The organism is Acidovorax sp. (genome assembly GCF_046341535.1).
GTDB lineage: Bacteria > Pseudomonadota > Gammaproteobacteria > Burkholderiales > Burkholderiaceae_C > Acidovorax.
This window is the reverse complement of the sequence record NZ_JBKDRI010000039.1, coordinates 20613-33067: the sequence shown is the minus strand read 5'-3', so window position 1 is coordinate 33067 and position 12455 is coordinate 20613. Positions and strand designations below refer to the sequence as shown.

General features: G+C 65.6%; 14 protein-coding genes. 8 read left to right on the top strand and 6 right to left on the bottom strand.

Annotated features, from left to right (window positions below; translation table 11 throughout):
• The first annotated feature begins 164 nt into the window (after positions 1 to 164).
• Together ACK543_RS02615 and ubiA are read left to right on the top strand one after the other, a co-directional pair.
• Positions 165 to 668, top strand: coding sequence for a Dps family protein (locus ACK543_RS02615; protein ID WP_409941307.1), 504 nt, complete (start codon positions 165 to 167; stop codon positions 666 to 668).
• Between the two features lie 85 nt (positions 669 to 753).
• On the top strand, positions 754 to 1641 hold the full coding sequence (ubiA, locus tag ACK543_RS02610) for a 4-hydroxybenzoate octaprenyltransferase (protein ID WP_409941306.1): 888 nt from the start codon (positions 754 to 756) through the stop codon (positions 1639 to 1641).
• Positions 1642 to 1687: 46 nt separating this feature from the next.
• Here ubiA and ACK543_RS02605 read toward each other — a convergent pair whose 3' ends face one another.
• The 6 genes from ACK543_RS02605 to glpK form a co-directional block, all read right to left on the bottom strand.
• On the bottom strand, positions 1688 to 2467 hold the full coding sequence (locus ACK543_RS02605; RefSeq protein ID WP_409941305.1) for a thiosulfate oxidation carrier protein SoxY: 780 nt from the start codon (positions 2465 to 2467) through the stop codon (positions 1688 to 1690).
• A gap of 4 nt (positions 2468 to 2471) precedes the next feature.
• A complete protein-coding gene (locus tag ACK543_RS02600) occupies positions 2472 to 3569 on the bottom strand; it encodes a YeeE/YedE family protein (RefSeq protein ID WP_409941304.1) in 1098 nt (365 codons plus the stop codon).
• 7 nt (positions 3570 to 3576) lie between these two features.
• Positions 3577 to 4920 carry an FCSD flavin-binding domain-containing protein gene (locus ACK543_RS02595; RefSeq protein WP_409941303.1) on the bottom strand — a complete coding sequence of 448 codons (1344 nt, stop codon included), beginning with the start codon at positions 4918 to 4920 and terminating at the stop codon, positions 3577 to 3579.
• 11 nt (positions 4921 to 4931) lie between these two features.
• Positions 4932 to 5297 carry a c-type cytochrome gene (locus tag ACK543_RS02590; RefSeq protein WP_409941302.1) on the bottom strand — a complete coding sequence of 122 codons (366 nt, stop codon included), beginning with the start codon at positions 5295 to 5297 and terminating at the stop codon, positions 4932 to 4934.
• A gap of 460 nt (positions 5298 to 5757) precedes the next feature.
• On the bottom strand, positions 5758 to 6594 hold the full coding sequence (proC, locus tag ACK543_RS02585) for a pyrroline-5-carboxylate reductase (RefSeq protein ID WP_409941301.1): 837 nt from the start codon (positions 6592 to 6594) through the stop codon (positions 5758 to 5760).
• Between the two features lie 308 nt (positions 6595 to 6902).
• Positions 6903 to 8396 carry a glycerol kinase GlpK gene (glpK, locus tag ACK543_RS02580; RefSeq protein ID WP_409941300.1) on the bottom strand — a complete coding sequence of 498 codons (1494 nt, stop codon included), beginning with the start codon at positions 8394 to 8396 and terminating at the stop codon, positions 6903 to 6905.
• Between the two features lie 268 nt (positions 8397 to 8664).
• On the opposite strand from glpK, the gene ACK543_RS02575 reads away from it, so the two are divergent.
• The 6 genes from ACK543_RS02575 to rpsH all read left to right on the top strand — a co-directional run bounded on the left by ACK543_RS02575 (position 8665) and on the right by rpsH (position 12435).
• On the top strand, positions 8665 to 10263 hold the full coding sequence (locus tag ACK543_RS02575; RefSeq protein WP_409941299.1) for an FAD-dependent oxidoreductase: 1599 nt from the start codon (positions 8665 to 8667) through the stop codon (positions 10261 to 10263).
• A gap of 194 nt (positions 10264 to 10457) precedes the next feature.
• Positions 10458 to 10826 (top strand): 50S ribosomal protein L14, encoded by a 369-nt coding sequence (gene rplN, locus ACK543_RS02570; protein WP_007861702.1) that lies wholly within the window; start codon positions 10458 to 10460, stop codon positions 10824 to 10826.
• A gap of 9 nt (positions 10827 to 10835) precedes the next feature.
• Positions 10836 to 11156 carry a 50S ribosomal protein L24 gene (gene rplX, locus ACK543_RS02565; protein WP_409941298.1) on the top strand — a complete coding sequence of 107 codons (321 nt, stop codon included), beginning with the start codon at positions 10836 to 10838 and terminating at the stop codon, positions 11154 to 11156.
• Between the two features lie 9 nt (positions 11157 to 11165).
• Positions 11166 to 11705: a 50S ribosomal protein L5 gene (gene rplE, locus ACK543_RS02560; RefSeq protein ID WP_069103889.1), complete on the top strand. Its 540-nt coding sequence runs from the start codon at positions 11166 to 11168 to the stop codon at positions 11703 to 11705.
• Positions 11706 to 11713: 8 nt separating this feature from the next.
• Positions 11714 to 12019, top strand: a complete 306-nt coding sequence (rpsN, locus tag ACK543_RS02555) for a 30S ribosomal protein S14 (protein WP_007861712.1) — start codon at positions 11714 to 11716, stop codon at positions 12017 to 12019.
• Between the two features lie 20 nt (positions 12020 to 12039).
• Positions 12040 to 12435 carry a 30S ribosomal protein S8 gene (gene rpsH, locus ACK543_RS02550; protein ID WP_056420320.1) on the top strand — a complete coding sequence of 132 codons (396 nt, stop codon included), beginning with the start codon at positions 12040 to 12042 and terminating at the stop codon, positions 12433 to 12435.
• Positions 12436 to 12455 lie beyond the last annotated feature (20 nt).

Here is a 12455-nt window from a genome sequence, read left to right as displayed (position 1 = left end):
TTGCGGGGCCCTTTGGCGGCGCTGCTGGCGCGTCGTGGCCTGCCGTGGTCGCAGGGCAGAAACGCACGCGGGGCTTGCGCTACAGTGACCCCACGCCCGAGCGCGCCAGACACCCCCGGCGTCGCCGCGGATTGAACCTGTCGTTTGAATGAAGGATTTTCTGCATGGCCAAAGCCTCCAAAACCCCGTCCGCACCTGTCATCAACATCGGCATCGGCGACAAGGACCGTGCCGCCATCGCCCAGGGCCTCTCGCGCCTGCTGGCCGACACCTACACGCTGTACCTGACCACGCACAACTTTCACTGGAACGTCACCGGCCCGATGTTCAACACGCTGCACACCATGTTCATGGCGCAGTACACCGAGCTGTGGAACGCGGTGGACCCGATTGCCGAGCGCATCCGATCGCTGGGCCATGTGGCGCCCGGCTCGTATGCCGAGTTTGGCAAGCTGGCCACGGTGCCCGACGCCCCGTCCAGGCCCCCCAAGGCGCTGGAGATGGTGCGGGTGCTGGTTCAGGGGCATGAGGCCGTGGCGCGCACGGCCCGCAGCCTGTTCCCCCTGGCCGACAAGGCCCATGACGAGCCGACGGCCGACCTGCTCACGCAACGCCTGACCGTCCATGAGCAGACGGCATGGATGCTGCGGTCCTTGCTCGAGGAGTAGGCAGTTTCGCTGGACTGGTCGTCCCCGACGGCGATCCGCCCAGTGGCCCGCGCCGTCATCACCCTTTCTGCCTCCCACCGCCCGCATGCAGACCGCCCCGCCACGCAGCGCTCTGGCGCTGTACCTTGACCTCATCCGCTGGGACCGTCCCGCCGGTTGGCTGGTGTGCCTGTGGCCCACCCTGAGCGCGCTGTGGATCGCGGCCGACGGGTTCCCGGGCTGGCACCTGCTGATGGTGTTTGTGCTGGGCACCATTTTCATGCGCAGCGCCGGTTGCTGTGTGAATGACGTGGCCGACCGCGACTTCGACAAGCACGTCAAGCGCACCGCGCAGCGCCCGGTCACCACCGGGGCCGTACGCGTGAAAGCGGCCCTGGCCCTGGGGGCGGTGCTGGCGCTGGTGTCGTTTGGCCTGGTGCTCACCACCAACGCCGCCGCCGTGGCGTGGTCGGTGCCTGCCGTGCTGGTGGCCATTGCCTATCCGTTCACCAAGCGGGTCCTCGCGATGCCGCAGGCAGTGCTGGGCATTGCGTTCAACTTTGGCATCGTGATTGCCTTTGCGGCCGTGCAGGGCAGCGTGCCTGCCGTGGCATGGTGGATGTGGCTGGGCAACCTGTTCTGGGTGCTGGCCTACGACACCGAATACGCCATGGTGGACCGCGATGACGACCTCAAGATCGGCATCAAGACCTCCGCCATCACCCTGGGGCGGTTCGATGTCGCCGGTATCGTGCTGTTCTATCTGCTTTTCTTGGGAATATGGGCGGTCGCGCTTGATGCGTATGCCCTGAACGCTATTTTTTATATAGCAATTGCCGCCGCCCTGGCCCAGGCGGTGTGGCACTACACGCTGATCCGCACCCGCACGCGCGAGGGGTGCTTCAAGGCTTTTCGCGTCAACCACTGGCTGGGTGCCACGGTGTTTGCGGGCATTGCCGGTAGCTATGGTGTGCGAGACTTGCTACTAAAGTAATAGCTAACAATGCCCGTGCGGCGTGCGCGATGGGGTAATTTAACCCTCAAACCGGCAGGGCGCGCTCCTCGCGCAGCGTGCGGCCGGTCTGGTCGGTCCAGGTAAAGACGGCGGGGCCTGCCGCAGAGGGGTGCTGCAGCAGGAATCGCAGGTACGGGTTTTCAGAGGTGCCCGTCTGAAAGCGTGCCGTGAGTACCGGGCGTTCGCCCAGGCGGAGGGTGAAGTCGCGCACCAGGTTCTGCGCCAGCAGCTTGCCGTCGGTGCCGGGGCGCAGGCCGGTTTCCATGGGGTGCTGTACCAGGGCTTTCACCTCGATGGGGCCGCCCGCCTTGGTCGGGCGTGCCAGCGCGATGCGGGGCGCGCGCAGGCCCTCGTTTGGCGCTGCCTCCCCGCCGCCCAGGCAGCCGCTGACGGTGACCTGCACCTTGCGCTGCGCAACCCAGGCGCTGTTCTTGCTGCCCAGCGCTATGGCGATCACGGTCTGGCTCTCGGCCAGGCGCACGCGGGTTGCAAAGTCGGGCAGCACCCGGTCCCCGGGCAGCTCGAAGCTCAGCAGGCCGGGGTTGGGGTTGCGCGTGGCCAGCAGGTGGATGGCCACCACGGTCTCGCCCGCAGGCGGCGCGCCGCGAAAAGCCACGGCCAGCGGCACGGCCCCGCCGTTTTCTGACAGCGCCGGAACATCCAGCTCCAGCCCCGCCGCCTGCACCGTGCGGCCACGCAGCAGCTGCTGGGCGGGTGCAAAGGTGGTGGCGGTGGCGTCTTGCGCGCTGGCGGTGCCGGTGGCCAGCAGTGCGCCCAGGGTCCAGAGGCAGTTTCTTCGTTGCATCGCGTCATTGTCCTTGATGGGGGCCAGAGCGTCCGGCAAGCCATGCACCCGCCACGATGCCCGCCAGCGCGGGGTAGGTGCTCAGGGCCAGGGTTGACCACCCGGTCAATCCCTGCCCGATGGTGCAGCCCAGGGCCAGCACGCCGCCCACGCCCATGAGCAGGCCGCCCGCCATCGAGCGGCCCGTCTGCGCGGCACTGGTGAAGCCCTGCCATTGAAACTCGCGGCGCAGCAGCGCGCTGGCCCATGCACCCACCAGCACACCAGCGCACAGCAGTACCCCGTGACCGAGCGCGATGCCGGTGGACAACTGCAGGTATTGCAGGCTTTGTGCCACCGGGGCCACAAAGGTCAGTGAGCCCAGCGGCACCGGCTCGAAATCATCGGCCCCCAGGCGACCGGTGATCCACCAGCCCAGGGGCACCAGCAGACCGATCAGCACCCCCGGCAGCAGCGCGCGCCATTGGGGGCGGCGCGCTGATGCAGGCTCGGCCACCGTGGGTTGGCGCGTGAACGCCCAGGTCAGCAAGACCGCCACCAGCGCCACCACGCAGGCCCACCGGGCGGCTGCGCCGGACAGGGGGGTCAGCAGGGCGATCACATCAGGCACGGTGGTGGCCGTCAGCGAGGTCTGGGTGGCTTCGGTCACGCGAATGCGCAGCGGGGCCAGCACGCCAGACAGCGTGGCAGACGCCCCCACCGCCAGGCACAGCAGCGTCACCAGCGATCGCAGGTTGCCGCTGCCCAGCAGCACCAGGCTGCGCGCCCCGCAGGCATTGGCCAGCGTCATGCCGTAGCCAAACAGCAGCCCGCCCAGCACCACCAGCACCGGCGACAGCCGGCTTTGCGCGTACAGCGACTGCCGCAAGTCCACGTCGGCGGCCACAGACAACCACTGGCTGCCCACCAGCGCGGTGGCCATGGCCACGGCAAACAGGCGCAGCGGGGCCATCGACGTGCGCGCAAGCACAGCCTGCACCGCACGCAGAAAACACAAACGGCTGCCTTGCGCCAGCACGCCGTAGGCCAGGCCCAGCGCGGCGGTGGCCCCCAGCACCCAGGTTTCGCGCTGCTCTCCCGAGAGTGCGTTCCAGTCGATCATGACGGCATCACGCCGGTCGAGGTGTGCCCCAGGTGTCCTGGCTGATCGCCTGGTACCAGCCGTGTGCATACGCGGCTTCGGTGCGGCGGATGCTGTCGTCGGCATTGGCGCTGCTCAGACCGCCGGAATTGGGCACGCTGATGATCTTGTCGTTCTCGACCCGGAAGACGCCTGCCACCGTGACGCCATAGTCGGGCGAGGCCAGGCTGTAGCAGGTGTTGACCCAGATGGCCTGCGCGGGTGTGCTGCCATCCAGCGACGCCACGATGGCGGCCGCAGCCACCTTGGCCTGGGTGTTGGCCGTGAAGCCTGACTTGGGCATGGGCGCAGCGACGGTGGCATCGCCCACCACATAGATGTTCTTTTGCAGGCGCGACTCGAACGTGTTGGGGTGGACCGGCACCCAGCCCGAGGCGTCGGTCACGCCAGCACGATCGGCGATAAAACCGGCTTTTTGGGGTGGCACCACGTTCAGCACGGCTGCCTTGTGCAGCGTGCCGAATTCCGTCTGCACTTCGCGCCGCGCAGCGTCCGCGCGCACCACGCGGCCATCCTTGGACAGCCCGACCCATTCAACGCGGTTGCCATAAAGTTTCTTCCATGCCGCCTGAAACAGCCCCTGCTTGGAAAAATTGTCCTTGGCGTCGAGGATCAGCACCTTGGAGCGGGGCTTGTGGCGGCTGAAGTAATGGGCGATCAGGCTGGCCCGCTCGTAGGGGCCGGGCGGGCAGCGGAACGGGTCTGCGGGCACGCTCAGCACAAACACCCCGCCGTCCTCCATGCTTTCGAGCTGGCGGCGCAGCAACGTGGTCTGTGCCCCGGCACGCCAGGCATGGGGTGCCAGTTCGGAGGCGCGCTCGTCGTACCCCTCGATGGCGTTCCAGCGGAAGTCGATGCCGGGCGACAGCAGCAGGCGGTCATATTCCAGCACCGCGCCCGTGGACAGGCGCACCGTGCGTGCGGTCGCGTTCACGTCTTCCGCCCGGGCATGCACCACGCGCACGCCGTAGGTGCCTTGCAGTTCGTCATAGCCGTGCGAGATGGAGTCCAGCGTGCGCTCGCCCGCCAGGACAAGGTTGGACATGGGGCAGGTGTGAAACCGCTTGTTGGGCTCGACCAGCACGACATCCACCGCAGGATTGGCGCGTTTGATGTACTTGGCCGCCGTGGCACCGCCAAAGCCGCCACCCACCACGACCACACGGCCTGCAGAGGCGCGACCGATGGTTGGGGCAGAGCAGGCGGCCAGCACCGGCAGCATGGACGCCGCGCCCAGGCCGTGCAGGAACCGGCGGCGCGAGGAAGCGGTGGGCGTGCTGATGTTGGCCATGACCGTTTTGTTCTTGTGCATGTTGACTCCCTTCACTTGCGGATCGATGAGAAGTGCGAGGCCAGAGCGCGCAGTTCCTCGTCGGTATAGCCCTTGGCAAGGCGGTCCATCACCGTGGTCCCGGCGGGGGCGCGGTGCTTGAAGTTGAGCAACTGCGTGGACAGCACATCCGCCGGACGCCCCGCAATGGCGGGAATGGGGCCCACAAAGCTACCGTCCGTGCCATGACAGCTGGCGCAGGCCGCTGCCAGCAGTTTGACCTGCTGCTGGGACAACGGGGCGGGAGTCTGGGCCAGTGCCATGCCGACGCCCAGCAGCGCCACTGCGCCACACACAGCGCGGCGCAGGCCGGACGGCTGCCAACGCGGGGCCAAAGAAGAGAGTTTGTTCAGGTTCATGTGGATGCCTTGGGACCAATGAGCGGGAGTGACGAGTGCACAGAGATCACCCAGCCAGGGCAGGCCACCTGTGCGGCGCGCCATGGCGGTTTCGGATCGCAGGACAAACGGTAAAGACAGGCGGCCTTCGTCCGGGAAGATCTCCTAAAAGCCTGTCGGACTTGGAGCGTCGAAAGCGAAAATCGGCCCCAGCGAGGACAGTTTTTGCCTGATGTGCAGCCCCTTCGCCGAGCTATGGGGCAAAAAGGCGGAAAAAATGGACCGCTGCAGTCGATTTGCAGCCGACGACTTCCAAGTCCGACAGACTACCGGACGAGTTTAGAGAGATCTCGGTTGAGGTGTAACCACGAAGACGTGATATGCATATAAGCAAAAGCGCGCAAGCAGCGCGCGGTGGGGGAGCTGTGCTATCAAAATTAATAGCAACAAAACGTTTTCTGCCGGGCGGCGGTGCCTAAAATCAGGCCCCAAACTCGTCACCCAGCTCCTGGGCCCGATGTTCGGCCGCCTGCATCGCCCGCACAAAGGCCTCGCCCACCGCGTCGCGCTCGAGCGACGTCAGTGCCGCATACGTGGTGCCGCCTTTGGAGGTGACCCGCTGGCGCAGCACAGCGGGCGGCTCATCCGAGCGCCGTGCCAGTTCGGATGCGCCCACAAACGTACCCACTGCCAACTGGTGCGCCTGCTGCTCGCTCAGGCCCATGCCCACACCGGCGCGGGTCATGGCTTCGAGGAAATAGAACACGTAGGCGGGGCCCGAACCCGACAGCGCCGTCACGGCATCGAGCTGCTTTTCCGCATCGACCCACAGAAACTCCCCGGTGGACGCCATGATGGCTTGCACGCTCTGGCGTTCGGCGGCGCTGACGGCCGTGCGGGCATACAGCGCGGTCATGCCCTTGCCCACCAGCGCAGGCGTGTTGGGCATGGAGCGCACGATGCGCTCGCTGCCCAGCCACTTTGCAATGCTGTCCGAGCGAATGCCCGCCGCCACGCTCAGGTGCAGCGCGCCCTCCGTGTGGGCGCGGGTGGCGGCAGCGGCGTCCTTGAAGGTCTGGGGCTTGACCGCCCACACCACGATCTGCGCGCGCTGCAGCGCGGCCGTGGGCGATTCCTGGGCCGCGATGCCATAGCTGTGCAGCAGCCCCGCGCGCGTGGGCTCATACGGCTCCACCACTTCGATGTTGCTGGCCGCATGCCCCTGCCGGATCAGCCCCCCCATGATGACGCTGGCCATATTGCCGCCGCCAATGAACGCAATGGTCGGAAGGCTGGGCGAGGACGTGGTCTGGCTCATGGTGCAGGCAATCAGTGGAGGGTGGTCAATGCAGGAATGCGATGGTATCCGCGTTGGTTCGCCAGTGGGGACAGGTGCTCAGGCCAGGGTGCGAGATCAGGTTTGGCCTGGCCCCGCCTTGAGGGCGGGTCGGTGAGCCCACGCACCCGAAACCGTTCGCATCGTCACGACGGCGGCCACTGGCGCGGCGCAAGGCCAGAGCGGCCGAGCAAGGGCCGCCCCGCAGCGAGGGCTGCGTCCCCCTTCCCGAGTCGCGTCAGCGATTCGAGAGAAGGGGGAAGGCGCGCAGCGCCTCAGGGGGTTGGCCGCTATGCGGCGACCGTTTGCCGCACCGCATGCTCCCAGTTCGCCATCAGCGCCTGTGCGCGGTCGCGGCCCAGGGCGGGCTCAAAGCGGCGGTCTGCCCGCCACAGCCGGGACAGCTCGTCGGTGCTGCGGTACACGCCGCTGGACAGCCCTGCCAGATAGGCCGCGCCCAGGGCGGTGGTTTCGATCACGGCGGGGCGCACCACCGCAATGCCCAGCAGGTCGGCCTGGAACTGCATGAGCAAATCATTGACACACGCACCGCCGTCCACGCGCAGCTCGCGCACCGGGGCGCCTGCAGCGGCCACGGCGTCGCGGCTCATGGCCAGCAGCAGGGCGGCGCTCTGGAAGGCGATACTCTCCAGCGCAGCGCGGGCAATGTGGCCCAGCGTGGTGCCGCGCGTCAGGCCCGTGATGGTGCCGCGCGCGTCGGGCTTCCAGTACGGTGCGCCCAGGCCCGTGAAGGCAGGCACCATCATCACGCCGCCGGAGTCAGGCACGCTTTGCGCCAGGGACTCGACCTCGCCGCTGGTGGAGATGGCGCGCAGGCCGTCGCGCAGCCACTGCACCACCGCGCCACCCACAAAAACACTGCCTTCCATGGCGAACTCGGGCGTGGCAGAGGCCTGCGCTGCGCTGGTGGTAAGCAGGCCGTTCTGACTGGTCTGGAACGTGCCGCCCGTGTGCATCAGCATGAAGCAGCCCGTGCCATAGGTGTTCTTGGCCATGCCTGCCGTAAAGCACGCCTGGCCAAACAGCGCGCTCTGCTGGTCACCGGCCGCGCCCCCAATGCGAATGGCATGGCCCAGCAGGTCGGCCGCCGTGTCGCCAAAGTGGGCGGCCGATGGCAGCACCTCGGGCATCAGCGCGCGCGGTATGCGCAACAGCGCCAGCAGTTCGTCGTCCCACTGGTTGGTGTGCACATTGAACAGCATGGTGCGCGAGGCGTTGCTCACATCGGTCGCATGCACCTGGCCGTGGGTGAGTTTCCACATCAGCCAGCTGTCCACGGTGCCAAAGGCCAGCTCGCCGCGTTCGGCGGCTTCGCGCGCGCCGGGAACCTGGTCCAGCAGCCACTGCAGCTTGGTGGCCGAAAAATAGGCATCCACCAGCAAGCCCGTCTTGGCCTGGATGGTGGCGGCGTGGCCCTCACTTCGCAGCCGGGCGCAGGCCGGCTCGGCGCGGCGGTCTTGCCACACGATGGCATGGTGCACGGGCTGGCCAGTCTTGCGGCTCCACAGCACCGTGGTTTCGCGCTGGTTGGTGATGCCCGCGGCGCGCACGCTGCTCGCGCTCAGGCCAGCCTTGGCCAGCGCATCGCGCGCAGTGGCCAGCTGGGTGCGCCAGATCTCCTGCGGGTCATGCTCCACCCATCCGGGCTGGGGGTACATCTGCGGCAGTTCCAGCTGCGCCTGCGCCACGATGTGGCCGTGCTCATCGAACACGATGCTGCGCGAGCTGGAAGTGCCTTGGTCGAGTGCGAGCAGGTAGGTCATAAAAAGAATGATGAGGGCCTGTTCACACGATTTTTGTCCGTGCGAACGAGGCGAAAACCGCGCCCCAGCTACATTTGGCGTCTGGCCCTTTTGAATCGCAAGTCATCTTACAAAAATAGTGTGAACAGGCCCAATGAAGCAGGCCTGTGAGGGTCGGCCTGCATGAAGGCAACAGGCCGGTGCGCGCCCGCTGCATGCATCGCCGGGGCACACGGACCACGGTCCTTCACAGGCGACGTTCAGACGCAGCCGCAACCACGATCAGCCCATGACGACTGACACGCCTTCCCCCCTTCCCACCCGCCGGGCCGACTTGCTGAGCCGCCTTGCGCAGCCGGTTCAGTACGATCTGGCGGTGATCGGGGGCGGGGCCACCGGCCTCGGCGTGGCGGTGGATGCGGCGGCACGTGGCTTTTCGGTGGTTCTGGTGGACTCCCACGATTTCGCCAAGGGCACGTCGTCGCGCGCCACCAAGCTCGTGCATGGCGGCGTGCGGTATCTGGCGCAGGGGAACATTGCCCTGGTGCGCGAGGCGCTGCACGAGCGCGCCACGCTGCTGCACAACGCGCCCCATCTGGCGCAGCCGTTGCCATTTGTCATGCCGTCCTACCGGTTCTGGGAAACCCCGTTCTACGGCATGGGGCTCACGTTGTACGACGCCCTGGCCGGCAAGGCTGGGCTGGGTTCAACCGAGTTTTTGGGCAAGGACAGCACACTCCGATGCCTTCCCACGCTCCAGCCTGCCGGTCTCAGGGGCGGCGTGAAGTACTGGGACGGCCAGTTCGACGACGCCCGCCTGGCACTGGCCCTGGCGCGCACGGCGGCCAGCCTGGGCGCCCTTGTGGTGAACTATTGCCCTGCCACCGCCCTGGTGCATGACCAGGGCAAGGTCGCCGGTTTCGTCTGCCGCGACGCGATGCAAGGCCAGGAATTCACCGTACGCGCCCGCGCCGTGGTCAATGCCACGGGCGTCTGGGCAGATGGTTTGCGCCAGATGGACGGCCAGGCCATTGGCCGACCGGTCAAGCCCATGGTGGCGCCCAGCCAGGGCGTGCACATCGTGATCGACAGGGACTTTCTCCCGTCCGACCACGCCCTGATGGTGCCCAGGACGGCGGACGGCCGCGTGTTGTTTGTGGTGCCATGGCTGGGTAAGCTCATTGTGGGCACCACCGACAGCCCGCGCCACGACGTCGTGCGCGAGCCGCTTGCATTTGCCAAGGAGGTGCGCTTCATCCTGGAGGAATCGGCGCGCTACCTCACCCGGGCGCCGGGCGTGCAGGATATCCGAAGCATCTGGGTCGGACTGCGCCCGCTGGTCAAGCCGCAGGACGACGATGGTGACCATACCAAAGGCCTGAGCCGCGAGCACACGGTGCTGGCAAGCCGCAGCGGGCTGGTCACCGTCACCGGCGGAAAATGGACCACCTACCGCGCCATGGCCGAAGATGTGTTGCAAAAATGCTTCACTCGCGGCCTGCTGCCCGAAAAAGACGCTGGCGTCACCCATTCACTGCTCCTCGTCGGCGCGCCCAAAGGGGTGGCCACCACGCACCGCATCAGCGACGCGCGGGGCTTGCACTCGTATGGCAGCGATGCTCCGCACGTGCAGGCCCTTGCAGGTGCAAACCGGCAGCTGGGGGGCGGACTGACCGAAGCCATGGTGCGCTTTGCGGCCCGCCACGAGTACGCCTGCACCGTGGAAGACGTGCTCGCCCGCAGGTCCAGAATGCTCTTTCTGGATGTCCGCCAGGCCATCGATGTCGCCCCAGCGGTGGCCGACATCCTGCTTGACGAGCTGGGTACATCCCCCGCGCTGCAAGACTTTCTGGCGCTGGCGCCCCAGTACCTGCACTCTCCAATCTGATCCTGGGTTGACAGGGCAAACGCGTTTTGCAATAATCGAGGGCTTCGCGCTTCAAGCGTGAGGTTTCTGCCCAACGGGAAGTGCTGCAAATGGTTTGCAGCGCGGACGACGGGCCCAAGACTGACTGGCTGATGTGCGGCCCCCGAGAGCTTCTCTGGGGCAGCGGTCTTCTGGTGCAAGTTGGGAATATTGAAATGATCCAGACAGAATCTCGGTTAGAGGTTGCCGACAATACCGGCGCCAAGTCCGTCCTTTGCATCAAAGTGCTGGGTGGCTCAAAGCGTCGCTATGCAAGCGTTGGCGACATCATCAAGGTGAGCATCAAAGAAGCCGCTCCGCGTGGCCGCGTCAAAAAAGGCGAGGTCTACAGCGCAGTGGTCGTTCGTACCGCCAAGGGCATCCGCCGCGGTGATGGCTCGCTCGTCAAATTCGATGGCAACGCGGCAGTGTTGCTCAATGCAAAGCTGGAGCCTATCGGCACCCGCATCTTCGGACCCGTGACGCGTGAACTGCGTACCGAAAAGTTCATGAAGATCGTGTCCCTGGCTCCTGAAGTTCTCTAAGGACGCGCCATGAACAAGATTCGCAAGGGCGACGAAGTCATCGTGCTGACCGGCCGTGACAAGGGCAAGCGCGGCACGGTGTCGCTGCGCAAGGATGACTCCTACATCGTCATCGACGGCATCAACCTGGTCAAAAAGCACACCAAGCCAAATCCCATGAAGGGTACGACCGGCGGCATCGTGGAAAAGTCCATGCCGATCCACCAGTCCAACGTGGCCATCTTCAACGCGGCCACCGGCAAGGCTGACCGTGTGGGCATCAAGGTGCAGGCAGACGGCACACGCGTTCGCGTGTTCAAGTCCAGCGGCGCTGAAATCAAGGCGGCCTAAGGGGTAAACATGGCACGACTTCAAGAAGTATTCCGCGACAAGATCGCTCCCGAACTCACCAAGCAGTTCGGTTACACCTCGCCGATGCAGGTTCCTCGTCTGACCAAGATCACGCTCAACATGGGTGTGAGCGAGGCAGTCTCGGACAAGAAGGTGATGGACAACGCCGTGGCCGACCTGACCAAGATCGCTGGTCAAAAGCCCGTGGTGACCAAGGCCAAGAAGGCGATCGCCGGTTTCAAGATCCGCGAAGGCCAGGCCATTGGTTGCATGGTCACCCTGCGCGGTGTGCAGATGTACGAGTTCCTGGACCGTTTCGTGACCGTGGCCCTGCCGCGCGTGCGCGACTTCCGTGGTATCTCTGGCCGGGCCTTCGATGGCCGCGGCAACTACAACATCGGTGTCAAGGAACAGATCATTTTCCCTGAGATCGAGTACGACAAGGTTGACGCACTGCGCGGCCTGAATATCAGCATCACCACAACGGCCAAGACCGACGAAGAAGCCAAGGCGCTTCTGGCAGGTTTCCGTTTCCCGTTCAAGAACTGAGGCGAAGCATGGCTAAAGTAGCTTTGATCCAGCGCGAACTGAAGCGCGAAAAACTGGCAGCCAAGTACGCAACCAAGTATGCGGAACTGAAGGCCATTGCTGGCGATGCCAAGCGCAGCGACGAAGAGCGTGATGCAGCCCGTCTGGGCCTGCAAAAGCTCCCCCGCAACGCCAACCCCACGCGCCAGCGCAACCGCTGCGAAATCACCGGTCGCCCACGTGGAACCTTCCGTCAATTCGGTCTGGCTCGCGCCAAGATCCGCGAACTGGCTTTTGCAGGCGACATCCCCGGTGTCACCAAAGCCAGCTGGTAAGCAGGCAGGAGAGATTAAACATGAGCATGAGTGATCCCATCGCTGACTTGCTGACCCGCATCCGTAATGCGCAGATGGTCTCCAAGGCCACGGTTCTGGTGCCTTCATCCAAAGTGAAGGTCGCCATCGCCCAGGTGCTGAAGGACGAAGGTTACATCGACGGCTTCCAGGTCAAGACCGAAGCCGGCAAGTCCGAACTCGAAATTGCCCTGAAGTACTACGCAGGCCGCCCCGTGATTGAGCGCATCGAGCGCGTCAGCCGCCCTGGCCTGCGTGTCTACAAAGGCCGTGATTCCATTCCACAGGTCATGAACGGTTTGGGCGTGGCAATTGTCACGACGCCCAAGGGTGTCATGACGGATCGCAAGGCGCGCGCTACCGGTGTTGGTGGTGAAGTGCTGTGCTACGTGGCCTAACCCGCGGCATTGAGGAGAAA

What these genes read in the sequence shown, in the direction of transcription:
- ACK543_RS02615 (WP_409941307.1), top strand. Translation starts at nt 165, where the DNA reads ATGGCCAAAGCCTCCAAAACCCCGTCCGCACCTGTCATCAACATCGGC.
- ubiA (WP_409941306.1), top strand. Translation starts at nt 754, where the DNA reads ATGCAGACCGCCCCGCCACGCAGCGCTCTGGCGCTGTACCTTGACCTC.
- ACK543_RS02605 (WP_409941305.1), bottom strand. Translation starts at nt 2,467, where the DNA reads ATGCAACGAAGAAACTGCCTCTGGACCCTGGGCGCACTGCTGGCCACC.
- ACK543_RS02600 (WP_409941304.1), bottom strand. Translation starts at nt 3,569, where the DNA reads ATGATCGACTGGAACGCACTCTCGGGAGAGCAGCGCGAAACCTGGGTG.
- ACK543_RS02595 (WP_409941303.1), bottom strand. Translation starts at nt 4,920, where the DNA reads ATGCACAAGAACAAAACGGTCATGGCCAACATCAGCACGCCCACCGCT.
- ACK543_RS02590 (WP_409941302.1), bottom strand. Translation starts at nt 5,297, where the DNA reads ATGAACCTGAACAAACTCTCTTCTTTGGCCCCGCGTTGGCAGCCGTCC.
- proC (WP_409941301.1), bottom strand. Translation starts at nt 6,594, where the DNA reads ATGAGCCAGACCACGTCCTCGCCCAGCCTTCCGACCATTGCGTTCATT.
- glpK (WP_409941300.1), bottom strand. Translation starts at nt 8,396, where the DNA reads ATGACCTACCTGCTCGCACTCGACCAAGGCACTTCCAGCTCGCGCAGC.
- ACK543_RS02575 (WP_409941299.1), top strand. Translation starts at nt 8,665, where the DNA reads ATGACGACTGACACGCCTTCCCCCCTTCCCACCCGCCGGGCCGACTTG.
- rplN (WP_007861702.1), top strand. Translation starts at nt 10,458, where the DNA reads ATGATCCAGACAGAATCTCGGTTAGAGGTTGCCGACAATACCGGCGCC.
- rplX (WP_409941298.1), top strand. Translation starts at nt 10,836, where the DNA reads ATGAACAAGATTCGCAAGGGCGACGAAGTCATCGTGCTGACCGGCCGT.
- rplE (WP_069103889.1), top strand. Translation starts at nt 11,166, where the DNA reads ATGGCACGACTTCAAGAAGTATTCCGCGACAAGATCGCTCCCGAACTC.
- rpsN (WP_007861712.1), top strand. Translation starts at nt 11,714, where the DNA reads ATGGCTAAAGTAGCTTTGATCCAGCGCGAACTGAAGCGCGAAAAACTG.
- rpsH (WP_056420320.1), top strand. Translation starts at nt 12,040, where the DNA reads ATGAGCATGAGTGATCCCATCGCTGACTTGCTGACCCGCATCCGTAAT.